Origin of the sequence: Halochromatium roseum (assembly GCF_016653315.1) — a bacterium.
Classification (GTDB): Bacteria; Pseudomonadota; Gammaproteobacteria; order Chromatiales; family Chromatiaceae; genus Lamprobacter; species Lamprobacter roseus.
Window position 1 is genome coordinate 173,921 of sequence record NZ_NHSH01000061.1, and the last position, 17,421, is coordinate 191,341.

Annotated in this window: 12 protein-coding genes; 9 read left to right on the plus strand and 3 right to left on the minus strand. The window is 56.5% G+C overall.

From position 1 onward, the window contains the following. Positions 1–277: 277 nt before the first annotated feature. From CCR96_RS14370 to CCR96_RS14390, 5 genes are all read left to right on the plus strand, one after another. Positions 278–631, plus strand: coding sequence for a hypothetical protein (locus CCR96_RS14370; protein ID WP_201220799.1), 354 nt, complete (start codon positions 278–280; stop codon positions 629–631). Positions 632–637: 6 nt separating this feature from the next. Further along, positions 638–895 carry an HPr-rel-A system PqqD family peptide chaperone gene (locus CCR96_RS25590; protein ID WP_201220800.1) on the plus strand — a complete coding sequence of 86 codons (258 nt, stop codon included), beginning with the start codon at positions 638–640 and terminating at the stop codon, positions 893–895. Between the two features lie 5 nt (positions 896–900). Continuing rightward, complete coding sequence (locus CCR96_RS14380) at positions 901–1,818, plus strand: HprK-related kinase A (RefSeq protein WP_201220801.1); 918 nt, start codon at positions 901–903, stop codon at positions 1,816–1,818. A gap of 73 nt (positions 1,819–1,891) precedes the next feature. Further along, positions 1,892–2,959: a nucleotidyltransferase domain-containing protein gene (locus CCR96_RS14385; protein WP_242519096.1), complete on the plus strand. Its 1,068-nt coding sequence runs from the start codon at positions 1,892–1,894 to the stop codon at positions 2,957–2,959. 303 nt (positions 2,960–3,262) lie between these two features. After that, positions 3,263–4,654 (plus strand): TIGR03013 family XrtA/PEP-CTERM system glycosyltransferase, encoded by a 1,392-nt coding sequence (locus tag CCR96_RS14390; RefSeq protein WP_201220803.1) that lies wholly within the window; start codon positions 3,263–3,265, stop codon positions 4,652–4,654. Here the strand turns inward: CCR96_RS14390 and CCR96_RS14395 are convergent, their stop codons facing one another. The 3 genes from CCR96_RS14395 to CCR96_RS14405 are packed head-to-tail and all read right to left on the minus strand — an operon-like array spanning position 4,655 to position 7,763. Further along, a complete protein-coding gene (locus CCR96_RS14395; protein ID WP_201220804.1) occupies positions 4,655–5,554 on the minus strand; it encodes an HDOD domain-containing protein in 900 nt (299 codons plus the stop codon). A gap of 17 nt (positions 5,555–5,571) precedes the next feature. Next, the gene (locus tag CCR96_RS14400; protein WP_338035885.1) at positions 5,572–6,960 is read right to left on the minus strand and encodes a sigma-54 interaction domain-containing protein; all 1,389 of its coding nucleotides are present in this window, start codon (positions 6,958–6,960) and stop codon (positions 5,572–5,574) included. Further along, complete coding sequence (locus CCR96_RS14405; protein ID WP_201220805.1) at positions 6,948–7,763, minus strand: S1 family peptidase; 816 nt, start codon at positions 7,761–7,763, stop codon at positions 6,948–6,950. Before CCR96_RS14405 ends, CCR96_RS14400 begins: the two co-directional genes overlap by 13 nt. A gap of 326 nt (positions 7,764–8,089) precedes the next feature. On the opposite strand from CCR96_RS14405, the gene prsT reads away from it, so the two are divergent. The 4 genes from prsT (at position 8,090) to prsR (ending at position 17,396) form a co-directional block, all read left to right on the plus strand. Then, the gene (prsT, locus tag CCR96_RS14410; protein ID WP_201220806.1) at positions 8,090–11,764 is read left to right on the plus strand and encodes an XrtA/PEP-CTERM system TPR-repeat protein PrsT; all 3,675 of its coding nucleotides are present in this window, start codon (positions 8,090–8,092) and stop codon (positions 11,762–11,764) included. 686 nt (positions 11,765–12,450) lie between these two features. Next, positions 12,451–13,872, plus strand: coding sequence for an ExeA family protein (locus CCR96_RS14415; protein WP_201220807.1), 1,422 nt, complete (start codon positions 12,451–12,453; stop codon positions 13,870–13,872). Between the two features lie 57 nt (positions 13,873–13,929). Then, on the plus strand, positions 13,930–16,023 hold the full coding sequence (gene prsK, locus CCR96_RS14420) for an XrtA/PEP-CTERM system histidine kinase PrsK (protein WP_201220808.1): 2,094 nt from the start codon (positions 13,930–13,932) through the stop codon (positions 16,021–16,023). Beyond that, positions 16,020–17,396 carry a PEP-CTERM-box response regulator transcription factor gene (gene prsR / locus CCR96_RS14425; RefSeq protein ID WP_201220809.1) on the plus strand — a complete coding sequence of 459 codons (1,377 nt, stop codon included), beginning with the start codon at positions 16,020–16,022 and terminating at the stop codon, positions 17,394–17,396. Before prsK ends, prsR begins: the two co-directional genes overlap by 4 nt. The last annotated feature ends 25 nt before the right edge of the window (positions 17,397–17,421 follow it).

Genomic DNA, 17,421 nt, shown 5'->3' on the forward strand with positions numbered 1-17,421 from the left:
CCCTCATCATATTAGCCTCAGTCTAAAGGTTTGTCGCGCAAGCCCCGAACACCGATTTGCTTAACGTCTGGATCAAACCTCTAGGTGGCCAAGTAAGCCCCTGATGTTACTAGTTTTAGCTGATCATCGTTGAGCAAACCAGGTAACAGCAAGAACTTGTCGCTGGTGATTCGGGTCTTATAATACTGGCAGCAGGATGACTAGCACTCAACCTCAGTCTGCTTGGCGCGGTTTTTGCTTAACTTAATTTTTTAGCATGTCATACTGGTAACCCTCGATGAACGATCTGACCCGCAAGACAATAAGTACGCCGACCGCAGCAGAACCGAATGACGCCTCACCAACTGTTAGCTCATCGCGACGCCGCTTGCTCAAGCAGGCCTCAATGGCTGCGCCAGCAATGCTGACTTTGGGTAGCGGAGCTGCAAGGGCGATGAATAGTTGTGACCGAGTGAATCTGCGAATTGATGCTATTAATGACAAGATTGATCAAGCTTGCGCCACAACCACTACGATAGACGATGAGGGTAACGAGATAACAGTAGTGCAAGATGAAGACGCTTGCAACGCTGCTCGAGCAAGTTTGGCACAAGCTAATGCGTCACTTGGCGACCACTACTGCATAAACTGATACAGAATGTGGCAGACTAGCACAGCAAGCAAGGCAGTCCGTGCTTGGCAGGGCGAGCAGATCGTCTTTTTTCCGCGATCGGGAGAAACCCACTATTTAAACCCTAGCGCTGTAGCAATTATCGAACGGCTAGACTTGGGGCCGGCCAGTACTGAAAGCTTGCATCAGAGCCTGGAGAAGGCTCGGATCGCAACGCCGTCCTTGGAAGAAGTTCGCAACATGTTGAATCATTTTCATGAGCGTGGACTTGTAGAGGACATCTGACGCCGTTGAAGCTTGGCACTCTCGAGCAACCGATTTTCGCCCAAAAGCTCGCCCGGGCAGGGATAGCGGTTCGCTTTGGCCCACTCCAAATACGCTTGCGCACGGCCATTAAGCCGCTTGCCGGTCTCCTGCATCATTTTTGGCGCGATTTTCCGCTGGTCGACGAGCCTGCGATTATCGATTGCCATCTAGCTGTTTCCCAGCATTCCCTTCACCGCCGCTGGCCGAACCCAGAACTGCACATTCTGGTCGATGGACGTGCGATTGGCCCGCCTTTTCCGCGTGCGCATCATTTCCCCATGCTTGAGTGGGGGGTCAATTTCTGCTTGGCCCGGCGAGCCAATCATTTACTGATCCTCCACGCTGCCGTGATAGAACGTCACGGTCTAGCGCTGCTACTGCCGGCCATTCCTGGCCATGGAAAATCGACCTTGTGCGCAGCGCTAATCCATTCTGGCTGGCGATTGCTGAGCGATGAGTTTGGTTTGGTGCGACCCGAGGACGGCTTGTTATTGCCTGTGCCACGTTCCTTGCCTCTGAAGAACGCCTCGATTGATGTAATACGCGCCTTTGCACCGCAGGCCGATCTCGGCCCGTCTTTTGAAGGTACCCACAAAGGGACGGTCGCCCATGTACGCCCGCCGAGCGAGAGCGTTCAACGCATGGATGAACCGGCTCGGCCGCGCTGGGTGGTATTTCCGCGCTGGGTGGCCAACTCGCGGCTGCGCCTCGAGCCGGTGGTGAAGCCGGATGCCTTTCTAATGGTCGCCACCAACGCCTTTAATTACAACCTCCTCGGACAAACCGCCTTTGAGTTGGTTGGCCAGATGGTCGATGCCTGCGAGTGCTACACCCTGGTCTATTCAGACCTGAAGGAAGCGATGGCTGCTCTGAACGAACTGACAGATTCTGCCCGTGCCTGACAGGTTCTGCCAAAAGCGACATGCGGCGCGGTTGCTCATCGGAGCGCTGCGGCAGCCGGCTGACCTGCCTCACTTGAGCCCGGCAGACTGGGATCTTCTGCTGCGGCTGGCTCGCCATACCCAACTGCTCGGGCGCCTTGAGGCCGATCTTGCGCAGCTCGCATTGCTCGATCGCATCCCCGAACGGGCGGGCAACCATTTGCGCGCGGCGCGGAATCTGGTCGCGCACCGCCAGACACGGCTCACCTGGGAGGCGGACCGCGTTGTTTGGGCGTTGCGCGGTCTCGATCTGCACATCGTGGCGTTGAAGGGTGTGGCCTATATGTTGGCCGGCTTACCGGCGGCACGCGGGCGGCTGGCCGTCGATGTTGATCTGCTCGTGCCGCAGGAGCAGATCGCCGCAGTGGAGCAACGCCTGCTCGAACGCGGCTGGATGGGCGCGCAGCTGGACCCTTACGATGACCAGTATTACCGGGAATGGATGCACGAGATCCCTGCCCTCCGCCACCGCGAGCGCGAGACCGAAGTCGATATCCATCATCGGATTCTGCCGCGGACCAGCCGCTTGCAGCCTGATCCGGCGTTGTTGTTCCAACAAACCCGCGCTGTGCCAGACTCGCCGATTCGCGTGCTCGGGCCGCAAGATATGATTTTGCACGCCTTGGTGCATCTGTTTCACGAAGGCGACCCTAAGGAGGGCTTGCGCCTGCGCGACCTGGTGGATGTTGCGGATTTACTGCGGCATTTTGGCCAGGAGCCAGGGTTTTGGGAGACTCTCGTTCCCCGGGCCGAGCAGTTGCAGCTTGGGCGCCCGCTCCACTATGGTTTGGTGTTTTCCCGGCAGTTGCTCGGCACGGAGATCCCCGATGCTGTTTTGCAACAGGCGCAATCGTCTGCTCCATCTTGGCTTGTACAACGGGCCATGGGTTGGCTCGTGCCCCGCGCGATCTTGCCAACCCACCCGGATCAGTCCGATCCGATCGCGGCGTTGGCGCGCTGGGCGCTGTATCTCCGTGCACATTGGCTGCGGATGCCGCCAGGCTTGTTGTTTCAGCATCTGGCGCGGAAAGCCTGGCGGCGCGTCCAGGCCGCACTTCAACCGCAAGGTTCGGGCTCATCAGACAAACCATCCGGTTCTTGATTGGTCTCCATCCCGACTGACCAGCATGATAATATGCTCGGCGTTATCATCCTACTGGGTCTCGGGGGGCTCGTTATGAAAAGTCAATTGTCACTCGTCGGCTCCGTGCTTGGCTGGAGCGGGGTCGTTGTGTGCTTAGTGAGTGCTCTGGTCAAGCTGACCGGGTCTTACTACTTATTCGGAGCCGAAAGTCAGTCCGTGTTTATCGGTGGCATTGGCTTGACAGTTGCCGGCATCCTGGCAAAGGTTGAAGCTTCAAATCGCTGATTCCGCTTTTCCCCTAGAATGTGGCGATAAAGCCTGATGCATTCCGTCAGAATCTTCGGTCATTTCCTCCGCTTGCCGCTGGTCCTTCTTGCAGTTTTTGAGGGGCTTATTGTTGCGTTATCGTTTTTGGGGGGTACTCACCTCAGGTTCTGGCTAACCGGCAGTGCAGTCCCCTTCGGGCCCGGCGAACTCGGGTTCTTGATGCTGCTTGTTGGCGTTGTGTTCGTGGTGGCGATGGCTTCGGTTGGCCTGTACGAGGCCAGCCTTCGCGAGGGTCTAACCGGCTCCGCCATCCGCATTGCGCTTGCACTGTTGATAGGCAGCATCGGCATGGCTGCTATCTCTTTCGCCCTGCCCCATTTCGAGGTGTGGCGCAGCGTACTGGCCATCACCGTTGTTATCGCTTTTGTTACAACAACCTTGCTCCGGCTCGGCCTCTACCGCCTTGAGCCATCAATGTTTCAGCGCCGCATTCTTATCATCGGAGATACCAGCGCTGTTGATAACTTGCTCGCCGAAAAATCCCGCGGTCTGGTCATTGTTGGCCTTGTGCCCTTGACCCAAGAAGCACCGCAACACGACTATCCGTTCCCCACGCTGCCGCATAACGCGCCGTTGGTGCATATCGCGACCACCGCCGATGTGAGCGAGATCCTCCTCTCCATCAAAGATCGGCGCGGCGCGCTGCCGATGGAAGAACTGCTCGATTGTCGGATGTCGGGCATACCGGTGCTCGAGCCGCTGGATTTTTTCGAGCGCGAGCTCGGCATGGTCAAGCTTGATTTTCTCAACCCGAGCTGGCTCGTGCGTGCGTCGGGCTTCCACCAGGGTTATATGACCTTGCTGCTGAAGCGCGTCTTCGATATCGCCGCTTCCGGCGGTCTTTTCTTGCTGACGATCCCGATCATGCTGCTGGCGGCGCTCGCGATTGCCGTTGAAGACCGCTTCAAACACCCCGTGTTGTATCGGCAGATCCGCATTGGACGCGATGGCAACCCGTTTAAGGTGACGAAGTTTCGCAGTATGCGCGTGGATGCCGAGGCGGATGGCAAGGCACGCTGGGCGACGAAGAACGATCCTCGCATCACCCGGGTCGGTGCGTTTCTTCGTAAGACGCGAATCGATGAACTGCCGCAGCTGGTCAGCGTATTGAAAGGCGAGATGAGCTTCGTTGGCCCACGACCGGAACGGCCGGAATTTGTCGGCCATCTCGCCGTCAAGCATCCCTATTATGCTGCCCGTCTGCGGGTCAAGCCCGGCCTCACTGGCTGGGCGCAGTTAAGGTATCCGTACGGCAACACTGAGGACGATGCGCTACGCAAGCTCGAATACGATCTCTACTATGTGAAGAATCACAGCACCTTTCTTGATCTCCTCATCCTTGTCCAAACCGTAGAGGTCGTGCTGTTTGGCAAAGGCGCCATGTAGTTACAGCGTCGCTGCGGCAGCGCGTTCAAGCGCTTGCGCACAGGCATTGGCATCCAGGCCCAACCGATCGGCAAACTGTTGTTGATCCTCAGGCGGATATTGCCCCCCTAGGCCGAGGCCTGCTTGCTCCAGCAAGGCGTCTGCCAATCCGGTGAGCAAGACCAGCTGCTCGTAATCCCCTTCATAGGCCGCGTTATGATGATGGCGGACCACGAGCAGTAAGGGCGTCGGCATGTCCCAGGCGTCGTACAACCACTCACCGAGCTGGGTATGCTCGACGCCAAGCGCAAAGCGGTCGATGGTGGGCAAGGATAACGCTGGATTGGCTTCGATTAAGCGGCTGACGAGCTGAAATTGCTCGGGCAGCAGATGACCTAAGAGCAGGTAGCCGATGTCGTGGGTAATGCCTGAAAGCTGGATGACTCCGGGGGGTAGCTGGAACGCGGATCGTCGCTGTCTCGCCAATTCCTGCATCACGACTCCGCAGCGTAACCCGTGCTGCCAGAGCCGATCGCGGCCAATAGGACCTCGGTTTGGCGTGCGCAGCGGCGAGAGAGCCGCCAACGCCAACGCGAACTCCAGCGCGACGCTGAATCCAAGGCGGGTCACGGCATCCTGTACCGTTTCGATTGGCTGCACGGCTCCGTAATAGGCGGAGTTGGCGCGTCTGAGGATCTGGGTTGACAGGAACGGATCGAGCAGGATCACTTCGGCCAGGCCTTGGGCCGAGATGCTGTCATCATCTCTGAATGACCACAACCGTTTGGCGAGCGCGGGCATTGGCGGCAGCGCTTCATTGGAGCGCACCAGGTCACGAATATCACCAGGAGGCAAGCGCCCAAGCGCACCACGGTCGGCATTGGCAATGTTCCAATGCAGAAGCTCGGGTTCAGAAATCACTGCCGCACTCAGGATCATCAGGAGCTTAGATCCTGGCTATGTACATTGAGCCGGTATCGTTTGAGCTTCCGGTACAGTGTCCGTTCGCTGATTGAAAGCCCAGCGGCAACTTGCTTGCGGTTGCCGTGGTATCGCTTCAGTAACTCCATGATGTAGCTGGCCTCTGCCGATTCAATAGGGGAAAGGTGCTCAGCGTTTTCCAAACAGCTTGGCAGCCCAGCAGGGGCAGGAGCTGGAGCTGGAGCTGGAACGGAAGCAGGAGCAGCACTTGGGGATTCTGGTAGCCGGATGGACGCCTCGGTAATCTCTCCACCCGGGTTGAGCGCGACTGCGAGGTGAATAATATTGCGCAACTCACGAATGTTTCCTGGAAAGTCATACTGAAGCAGTTTCTGAACGGCGGCTTTGCTAAGGCTGGGCTGCCCAAGCCCTTGCAGACTCAATTCTTTAAGCAAGAACTGTGCAAGCTCAGGAATGTCTTCCCGACGATTGCGTAGAGGCGGAATCATGATCGGCAAGACGGCTAGGCGGTAGAACAGGTCCTGCCGAAACGTTCCTTGCTTGACCATCGCTGCCAGGTCCTTGTGGGTCGCGCTGACCACCCGCACTCGGGAGTTGCGGTTTTTGATGGCGCCCACCGGACGGAAGGACCCGGTTTCGAGTGCGCGCAGCAGTTTGGGCTGCTGCGAGATGGGCAGCTCGCCGATCTCATCCAAAAACAGCGTTCCGCCGTCCGCCAGCTCGAACATCCCCGTTTTGTTGGCCACCGCGCCGGTGAACGCGCCTTTGGCGTGGCCGAAGAGCTCGCTTTCAAACAGATCCTCGCTGAGGACCGTGCAGTCCACCACGATAAAGGGGCCGGCTGCCCGGTGGGACTGATGATGAATATGCTCAGCGGCCAGTTCTTTGCCAGAGCCAGTCTCGCCATGCAGCAGCACCGGCGCCTCGGTTTGCGCGGCCCGCTCCAGTTCACTGAGTAGCGACTGTGTCGCCGCTGCGTGCCCAATGATCTTGCTCTCGGCAATCGGCGATCCGAGCAACTGTAGATGTTCACCGAGATAGATCTGGCCGTCTTCGTCCAGCATCGGAAAGCCAAAAATCTGGGCTAACTGACTTTCGCCTGTGCCGAGCTTGATCAGGTGGTTCTCAGCATAGGGCTCTAGATCGCGAAAGAATCGCCGATGCCGACATTCATTCTGGGGGATGGCGTCTAGGCTGCAAGAATCCTGTCCCACGATGTTGCTTCGGGGCAGGCCAAACACATGCTCGAAGGCGTCATTGATAAAGCGTATCTGACAGTCTGCGGCAACAACCATCAGCGGCTTACGTTGTCCGGCAAGAATCCGCGATAGGGTGGCCGTGGGAGCAGTGGAAGTCATGACGATGGCGACCGTCAGTTCCAGCACTCGACGCGAATCACGTAGTCCTTCGCTGCCTTGAGCAACCGGTCGGACTCATAACGTTGGGTGCTGGCGGGTTTGAAGTCGGCACTCACACCCTGGCTCGCCAGAAACTCGCCCAGCATCGGACTTGGAATTGCCACGCCTCGATCGCGAATGATGCGCCCCTGTTCCTTGTAGATCGTGCTGGTGTCCACTGCAGCGAAGACCACTCCGATCACCTGCCCTGCCCGGTTCAACACCGGACCCCCACTGTTTCCGGGCCGCAACGCCGCCTTAAACGAGAGCGGTGAACGGCCACGACCAGACGCTTGGCTGGGCATTCCATCGGTGAGCATTCCCTCGGTGAGCAACGGAATCAGGGGCGGCAGTCCCTGGTTGGGATAACCGACGATGAACAGCTCCGACCCGGCCAGATCAGGCTTGCGCGCGATCTCAGCCACAGTGGTTGGCTTCAGATCGCTGCTGAGCAGGGCCAAATCCCGACTCGGCTGCGTCGCGACGAGCTTGACGCGACTCATACTGCCGTTTGGCGATGTAATGGCAAGCTCGGAACAACCCTTCACAACGTGCGCATTGGTCACGATCGACCCGCGCCGATCGACAAAAAAGCCGGCACCGATGCTCGTAAGGCGTTTACCGATGATGGTGGCGTCTGATTCCGCTTCGAGCGACTCAGCGATGTAGGCGCGGCGTTGTTGACGGACGCGCTTGGCCTCGGCGTCGCTGACGACGCGACCGCTGCATTGGTCGGCGCGTGAGCGCCGGACGATCTGGCGTTCTTGATCGAGGCAGTTGACCAGGTCCATCGCGCCCCCGCTTTGAGCTCGGGTCGGGCCGATCTGGAAACCTGAGATGATCAAGGCTGTCATGAGCAGACATGCCAGAAGAACGGGAGAAGACCGCATGATGTCCCTCGCGAGGCCAGTTCAGCCGTTAGCGTAATACTGGTGAATATCCTATCCGGAAAGTCCGCAACTGCCTATCCGGCACACGCCTCTTGCACACTCCCATGGTACTCTTATGCCGATGAATCGATGATAAATAACAGGGGGGTCTTTTGATGAAGGCTTTGTTGGTTTGGAAACATGCTGCGCCGTCTTCGTTGCTGCTCGGGCTCTTATCGATAGGCTGCTTGACAGGTGGCTTGACCGGCTGCGGCGGCTCGGCTTCTTCGGATGACTATCTTGCTCGCGGTCAAGCCGCCTTGCAGGAAGGGGATCTACCCACCGCAGCCATCGAGTTGAAGAACGCGCTCCAAGCAAATCCGGAACAGGCGGTTGCCCGTGCCCTGCTCGGCCAGACGCTGGCCCGTCAAGGGAACGCGGTTGCGGCGATTCAGGAGTTGGAGCGCGCGCAAGGCTTGGGCGCGGAGTTCGGGCTGTTGCAGCCCTGGCTGGCCGAGGCCTGGCTTCAGGCTGGAGAGTTCGCAAAGGTCGCTGAGGTCGATGTCAACCAGGCAACGCCCGGGGCCCAGCAGGCGCAGTTGCTCGCCCTGAAGGCCGCGGCAGCGCTGGCCAGCGGAGATACTGAGGATGCCGCCGCCAAGGCGCAGAATGCCCTCGAAGCAGACGCGACCTTGCCGGCCGCGACACTGACGATGGCCCAGGTGCAATTCGCGCAAGGAAACACCGATCAAGCACGCGCGTTTGTCGACAGGACACTGACCGCTGAGCCCACGAATGGCAACGCCAACCTCCTGCTTGGTGAGATCGAGCGCCGAGTCGGCGATCTCGAGGCTGCGGAAGCGGCCTTTTCCGCAGCCATGAAGGACCCACTGACAGCGTCGCGCGCGCAGCTCAACCGGGCCTATACCCGCATTCAACAGAACAACCTCGCTGGGGCGCGAGAAGACATCGGCGACTTGCAAGAAACCCTGAAGGACAATGCGCTCGTCGCTTATGCCGAAGGATTATTACTGTATACCGAAAATCGATACCGCGAAGCCATCGAACGCATCGATATCGCGCTTGGCTCCAACCCGAATCTGCAACCCGCGTTGCGCCTTGCCGGCGCGACACGGCTGGCACTCGAAGAACCGAAGCTGGCAAAAATCCACCTCCAGCGCTTCCTGTCGGTTCAGCCTGATGACATCGGTGCGCAACGCCTGCTGGCCATGGCACAGCTGCAGACTGGCGAGGCTGAAGCAGCGGAAGCGATTGCGCGCGAACTGGTGGCACGCGATCCAGAGGATGCTGCGGCCATGAACTTGCTCGCCAGCACCTTGATGATGCAGGGTAAACGCGAGGAAGGCACGGCCTATCTGCGACGGGTCAAAGCCGTTACGCCAAGCTCGCCTGAGCTTGACATGCGCTTAGGAATGGCCCTTCTAGAGCAAGGCGACGAGGAAGAAGGTCTCAGGCTACTACGCGAAACAGCCGCGCAAAATCCAGAGTCCGCCACAGCAGTCGAAAAACTGGTGGCTGGTTTGGCGCGTTCTGGCGACCTGGACGAAGCACTGAAAACTGCGAAAGCCTATCAACAGCAACATCCGAACGCCGCTAATGCCCACGTTCTCGTCGCAGCGGTGTATCTGCAACAGGGCGAGACCGAACAGGCCAAGGCAGCCTTTGAGCAGGCGATCGACAAAGAGCCCGGACATCTCCCCGCGAGTAGAGCGCTGGCCTCTCTGGCCGCGCAGGCTGAAGACTATGCCTTGGCCAGCGACATCCTCAAGTCGAGCCTTTCGCAGCATCCTGATGACCTTGAGCTGCTGATTGCCCTCACAAAGCTTGCCTCGGCGCAAGATGATGCCAAGACCGCCAAGGCCTATCTCGATCAGGCACTCGAGCGTCATCCTGACAGTATTACGCCAAGGCTTTACATGACGGCCTATTATCTGCAACAGGGCAACGCTGAAGAGGCTTTATCCTGGGCTACAGATGCTGTCGCACTAGAGCCTGAAAACATCGCAGCCATTGGGCTCCGCGCAGATGCGCAACTGGCGTTGGGCGATAATCAGGCTGCTCGCGCATCGCTGCAGGAGCTCGTTGGGCTTCTCGAGCAACCGAATCCACGCGTGCTCTATGCGCTGGCGCGGACCAACATTGCCTTAGGTAACCCCGAAGACGCCAAGGCTGCTCTGGAGCAGGCGCACGCCGCTGATCCTGATTTCACCCCGGTCTTGTTGGCACTAGGACGCCTGGCGATTCTGCAGCAGAACATCGACGAAGCTGCTGGCTACCTGACCACACTGCAGGAGCAACTTGGCGCGAACCAGCGCGACGTTCTCCTCATGCAAAGCGATCTCGCCCGACTGCAGGGTAATCTGGCTGTAGCAGACGACGCGTTCCGTTCGTTACTCGGGGTCGATTCCGAACTGAACCTTGATCAGGATAACGAACTCTGGAGCGCCGCTGAGCAACTCGTGCTTGCCTATATCCAGCAAGGCGATCCCGAAGCGGGCATCGAAGCGGCCGAGGAACTCGCAAGCCGCCAGCCCGACTCGGCCCGCACCCAAGCATTGCTCGGGCTGCTTTACCTACGTGATCAAGACCTCGATAAGGCGGCGACGGCCTTCGAGCAAGCCTTGAAGCTCGATCCCGCAAATGCCACGGCCACAAATGGATTGGTTTCCATTGCCGTGCAGAAAGACGATTTCGAGGCCGCCAATAACCGATACAAAGCCGCACTGCAGCAGAACCCTTCCGACCTCAGTCTACTGCTGGGGGCAGCACGACTTGCACTGCTGCAAAAAGATCCCGAGGCTGCTGAAACCTTTCTACTCAGTGGCGTCGAGCGTAATCCGCAGTCGGCAGCAGCCACGTTCTATTTGGGCGCCTTCTACCTGCGACAGGGGCATCCAGAAAAAACCCTCGAGCTGGTCACGACAGCGAGCCCTGATCTGAGGCAGGAACCTCGCTTACTAGCACTGAAGGCTGAATCTGAACTCAATCTGGAGCGTTTCCGGACCGCCCTCAGAACACTCGAAACCCTCAATCGCCTGCAGCCTAACCAGCAAAGGGTGCTACTCACCCTGGCTAACACGCAAGCCAGACTTGGCCAGCTCTCATCCGCCAGAGAGACCCTCAGGCAGATTCTGGACTCGGAGCCCGAGTCCGTGCCAGCCTTGCGTGGCTTGGTGCGCCTGGCCCTTGCAGAGAATTCGCCAAGGGTGGCCAATCAGAACATTGATGCGCTCAGGGAGATTCTGGGCTCGGATCACAATGACGTTCTGCAATTTGAGGGACAAGTCGCCGAACAAGCTGAGGATCTGGAACTCGCACTGTCGAAATACCGCAGGGTCTTCGAGCAGTCGCCAACCTCAGCGAGCCTGCTACCCGTAGCGCGCGTACTGACACGCCAGGAACAGATTGCTGCCGCCCGCGACCTGCTTGAAGGTTGGGTGGAGGAATATCCTGACGATCATCGCACGCGATTAGCGCTGGCTCAGCTGGAACTTACCCGTGGAACCTCTGAACGAGCCATCAAGGAATATCAAACGTTGATCGATAAAGGCGTCGCCAGTCCTGAGGTGCTCAATAACCTGGCCTGGCTGCTGAAGGAACGTGATCCCGATCAGGCGTTGATTTATGCGCGGCAGGCGTACTCAATCGCCCCGGACTCGGCCGAAATCGCTGATACGCTGGCGGTTGTACTCCTTGGGCGGAACGAGCTACTCGAAGCCAGACGAATGATCGACAGCGCGTTACAGATCAGACCTGATAATCCAAGCATGCGCTACCACAAGGCGCTCATCATGCAAGGACAGGGCGAGTTGACGGAGGCCAGGGCCTTGGTCGAGCAAGTTCTCGCTGATCCGACCCCGTTCCCTGAGCGGGAAGAAGCAGAGCGCTGGCTTCAACAGTAATGCGCTTTGCCGGCGTCTCTCGACCAGACGCCGGCGGCGCTTCGGTCGCCCCCCTGGCGATGAAGCGCTTGTTTCGCGGTAACCGTCTTTAGAGCGAGAGTTGTCGCATCGCTGGGATTTGGCTCCCAGGGTTGGTCTCCCGCAAGCACTGTGAAACGTTCATGATGACCCGCTCACGAAACGTCGATGGCAGTTTCTGGGGTTCTGGCAACTGGCGAACACCCTGTACCGACTGCGCGAAATGCTTCAAATTCGTTGAGCTGAAATTCATTCTTTGATATCTCCAGAGACGAGCTAATTTGAAGTTTCGATCGCTACATCCAATCAGTGCCAATTGGTCAGCTGGATCGACGGTTCCTGCCTTGCGATCTTAGGCCTTGCGGCAGGATACAGGTTCGTGAAGCAGAAGTCATGCCTGAGTGCGCTACCAGGTAATTTTTGTGGCATGCTGCTCTGTCTGCCGGTGTCGAGCCACATACGATAAACCTGGCAGCACCTAAACCTGACAGAAACTGCCATTGCTGACACTTAGCGTGGCAGCCTGCTGTCATCATCGGCCAGACACCAAGCTTGCTTGCTAACTGGCCGGGGTCACTGCTCGGCGGCGAAATCTCTCATGCACCAGCCAAAAGCTGAACCAAAACGCGCTATCCAACGCTCAGCATCCACGAGAACACGCGACCACTATGTTTGAAAGCTTCTATGGTCTGCGCACCGATCCCTTTCGACTGACGCCTGACCACCACTTCTCCTTCAACCACGAGCAGTTCTCGCGAGCGAAGGCATACATCGACTATGCGCTGGTTCGTGGCGAGGGCTTTGTGATGATCACGGGCAATCCTGGCACCGGCAAGACGACGTTGATCGCGGACCTACAGGCCCGACTTCTGACAACTGAGACCACGACTGCCACGATCAACTGCACCCAGTTAGATGCCGAAGCGCTGTTGTTTATTTGTGCCTACGAGTTTGGATTACAAGTCCAGTCAAACCAGAAGGCCGTCCTCCTGCGAGAGTTGATGATTTTCTTCCGTCGCGAGCAGCAATCTAGCCGCCGCGTCCTCTTGATCATCGACGAAGCCCAGGATCTTTCGGTGCAAGCGCTTGAGGAGCTGAGGCTCCTGACCAACCTACAAGGCGGCGGCCGACCACTGCTGCAGATCATCTTGCTCGGACAGACCTCACTTCGGGATCTCATCCGGCGACCAGAGATGCTTCAGGTGCATCAAAGGATTGTCGCCGCGATGCATCTTCAACCGCTGAAGCCACAGGAAACTGTCGCTTATGTTCGCTACCGACTCGAGACTGCAGGATGGAGCGGTGACCCGGTCTTTGAGCCAGGCGTCGTGAGGGCCATCTATGCTTATAGTGAGGGAATACCGCGACTGATCAACCAGTATTGCAGTCGCCTGCTCCTGCGAGGCTTCAGCTTAGATCGGCATGAGCTGACCCAACATGACGCCCAAGAAGTTCTGCGCGAACTTCAAGAGGAAGGCCTAGTTGAGGTACCTCGCCTCGATGCTGATCAGGCAGAATCGACCTCTGACACCCCATGGTCTGAAATCGATAAAGGCCTCGCCGTTATCAAGCCCCCTAAGCCCCCCGAGCCTCCTGTAGCCCCGATCATTCAAGATAGCCAAACGCACCAAGAACCAGCAGCTCCGCTCACGCCCACGCTTGCACTAGAAACAGAATCCCCCGACATCAGCGAACAGCCAGAGGTTGGTTTCAAAGTGGAAACTGTTCCCGTCGAAGACGCAGCGCGCTATCTACGCTTCACTGCACAACCAACATCGACCCTCCCGAATGACGCACCGGCGGACACCGACACAAACGACCCCGAAACAACACTGTACGCCCCACATCAGAATCTAAACGCGGAACCACAAACTCCGCCATCAAAGCCGTTGCGCGTGATTGTCATCGTGCTCATCATGATTGTGCTATTGACGACAAGTTTCTTGGGCGGCATGGTGATGACTGATGACGAATTACGCCAAAAAGTTATAACCGCTTCAGTATCGACTTACGAGATCGTTATAGCGTCAACCAGCGCAGCGATACAATCTCTACTAGAATGGTTAAAACAGATTAACCCCAACCTATAGCTGCTTACTTCGTCAGTCATCAATCAGCTTAATGCTTGTAATCGCGAAGCCTGACTCATGCTCAACGCTGCTACTTTTAGTTATCTATCAGCGCTTCTCGCTTCTAGCCTCTTATTTATACTTCTACTCACAGCCTGGCGGGGTCGGCTACAAGGCCTGCCCGCGATCATTGGCATTGGCAGCATCATCATCTGGGCTGCTATTTACTTCGCGGATACGGCTTGGGACGCCTTTCCAGAAGGTCTCGTTCCATACGCTACCTTGGCGCGCAATGCCGGTCTTTTTTTATTACTGACCTCGGCGCTTGCTTCGTCAATACCTAGAACAAAACGCATTTACTGGTACTCTGTACTCATTTCTATATTATCAGCAACGCTTGTTTTTGGCATCCTCCCACAAACGCTTCCCCTGCTTACAGCATTAATACCGCCAACATGGTCTCTTAAGCTTTTACCTTATTTCTGGCTCCTGCAGGCGGTCTTTGGCTTGCTACTGATTGAACAGGTTGTCCGCAACTATCCACAATCGCAACTCTGGTCGCTTAAACATCTTTGCCTTGGACTTGGCGTCATCTTTGCCTATGATCTATTTTTCTTCTCCGACTCCGTCCTATTGAATCGTGTCGACCTCGATTTCTTGAGTGCGCGTGGCTTTGTGACCGCGATTGCGATTCCGCTCATTGCCGTCTCAGTCGCCAGAAACCCTGCTTGGTCGCTTGACATACATGTTTCCAGAAGCGTTGTGTTTCATTCTGCGACGCTACTTGGATCAGGCCTCTACCTCATAGCCATGGCAGTTGCGGGTTATTACATAAGAGCATCCTCCGGCGCCTGGGGCGCAACCTTACAAATTGTATTCCTTTTTGCTGCGGTCCTCTTCTTGATAACGCTGTTGTTTTCTGGTCACATTAGGGCAAGATTGAAGATTCTTCTGAGCGAGCACTTTTTCAGTTTCAAATATGATTATCGCTCCGAATGGAGCCAATTCACTGAGAGTCTTGCCGCAACCAACGAAACGACACCAAAGGCCATCATTCATGCGTTAAGCGGTCTTGTTAAAAGCCCCGGCGGTTTTATGTGGATTAATAACGGAAGAGGTTCTTTTGAGTGCATTGAAAAACTCAAAGTTGACTCATTACCACTCCCAACTTTAAAAGATGACGATCCCTTAATCCAATTTATACGCAACACCGGCTGGATTGTTGATCTTTCAGAAATGCGCAGCCAACCGGAGGCTTACCCTGAAGTCGACGCTCCTAATTGGTCCCATGACTGGCCGGAACTATGGCTCATCATCCCTCTGTTTTTTCAAACAAATCTCATTGGCTGTGTCGCCCTCACGAGATCAGCTGTTATTCGTCATGTCAACTGGGAAGACCGCAGCTTACTAAAAACAGCCGGACTGCAAGCGGCAGGTATGCTCGCACAATTTCTCTCCGACCAAGCACTGATGAGCGCAAGGCAGTTTGAAGCCTTCAACCAGCTTGCTGCCTATGTTGCGCATGATCTGAAAAACCTGATCGCACAACAGTCACTGATTGTCACTAACGCGGAGCGACACAAAGACAATCCAGAATTTATCAACGATGTCATTCATACGGTCAAAAACTCGGTTGAGCGCATGGAAAGACTGATGATTCAACTGCGCCATGGCAAGCGCGAAGAAGAATCGACTCGCTGCTCACTTGATTCAGCTGTGACCGAAGCAATCTGTCGGCTCGGATCAACCCCACCAATCCCCAGCGCTGTCATCGTTGATCATGATCTTTTTATCCAGGCGGATGAGGAACGTCTCATTACATCGCTGGGACATCTTCTCAAGAACGCGCGCGAGGCAACCTCAAGTAACGGCTCAGTTGACGTTGAAGTCTTGCGCAAGGATAACACTGCCATCATTCGGATCTCTGACGACGGCGTAGGCATGTCACAAGACTTCATCAGAGAACGACTGTTCAAGCCCTTTGACTCAACCAAAGGACTGACCGGCATGGGCGTAGGGGCATTCGAGAGTCGTCAGTTTTTCTACGCACTGGGTGGTGAACTGACCGTGGATAGCAAGCCGGGTGCGGGATCAGTCTTCACCATCCACCTTCCGATGCTTGCCGAACCTGAAGTTGCTAATGCATTACCACAGACAGAGGATTGTGCATGAGTCAACCCGCGCCGCATTTGTTGATTGTTGAAGATGACACTGGTCTGCAAAGCCAATTACGGTGGTGTTTTGATGGCTATCGCGTGCTAATTGCTGGAAACCGAGCTGAAGCGCTCACCTATGTGCGCCAGCATAGGCCGAGCGTCGTCACGCTCGATCTTGGCCTACCTCCAGATCCTGGCGGCGTGACTGAGGGTTTGGCTACCCTCAATGATATTCGAATGCTGGCACCAGAAACGAAAATCATTGTTGTCACCGGTAATGACGAACGAACAAATGCTGTCAATGCCATCGGCTTAGGGGCTTATGACTTCTATCTCAAACCAATCGACGCTGGAACCCTGCGTTTAGTGGTCGACCGGGCTCAAGCCCTGTTCAACCTCGAAGCTGAAAATCGGATTTTCCAGGAGCAACACCGGTCCGAAACGCCGTTTGCCAACCTCATCACAAGTAGCGAGAATGTACTGTCACTTTGCCGAGAAGTCGAAAAAGTCGCAGATACTGACGCGAGAGTCCTGCTCATCGGAGAAACAGGCACAGGAAAGGAGTTATTTGCCCACGCCCTTCACGACCTCAGTCGACGCGTTGAAGCGCGATTTGTTGCCGTCAACTGCGCGGCAATTCCAGAACAGCTTCTCGAGAGCGAGCTGTTCGGTTACGAAAAGGGCGCCTTCACAGGCGCTGTCCGCCAGACCCCCGGCAAGATAGAGCGCGCTGACGGCGGAACCTTTTTTCTGGATGAAATCGGTGACTTACCAATCTCACTTCAACCAAAGCTGCTCAGGTTTTTACAAGAGCGCGTTATTGAGAGAGTCGGCGGTCGCGAAGAAATCCCGGTCGATGTCCGGATCATCTCGGCAACCCACCAGGATCTGCAAGCGCTTGTCGCTAAAGGTAGTTTTCGGGAAGACCTCTACTATCGGCTTGGCGAGGTTGTGCTTCACCTTCCGCCTCTGCGGGAACGACCTGGAGACGCGATCGTACTCGCACGGGCATTCCTGAAACGCTACAATGCACTCTTTAGTAAGTCGCATCGCGGCTTCACACCGGATGCCGTCAACGCGATCGACCAGTATCCCTGGCCCGGAAATGTCAGAGAGATGGATAGCACGGTGAAGAAGGCTGTCGTTATGGCCGAAGGCCCGGTGATCTCAGCTAAGGACCTCGGGTTAGAGCGGGAAGCTTCGGAGACGCCAACGCTGTCTTTGACACTGCGGGAGGTTCGCAAGCAAGCAGAGACAACGGCCATTCGGAAGGCTCTTGCACAGGCTGACGGTAACCTGAGCCAGGCCGCTAGCCTTTTGGGAATTACCCGGCCAACACTGTATAAATTGCTCGAAAAATATGAGCTTAAGCCGAACGAGAGCCAGTAGCGAGACTCAGCATGTCGCACTCATC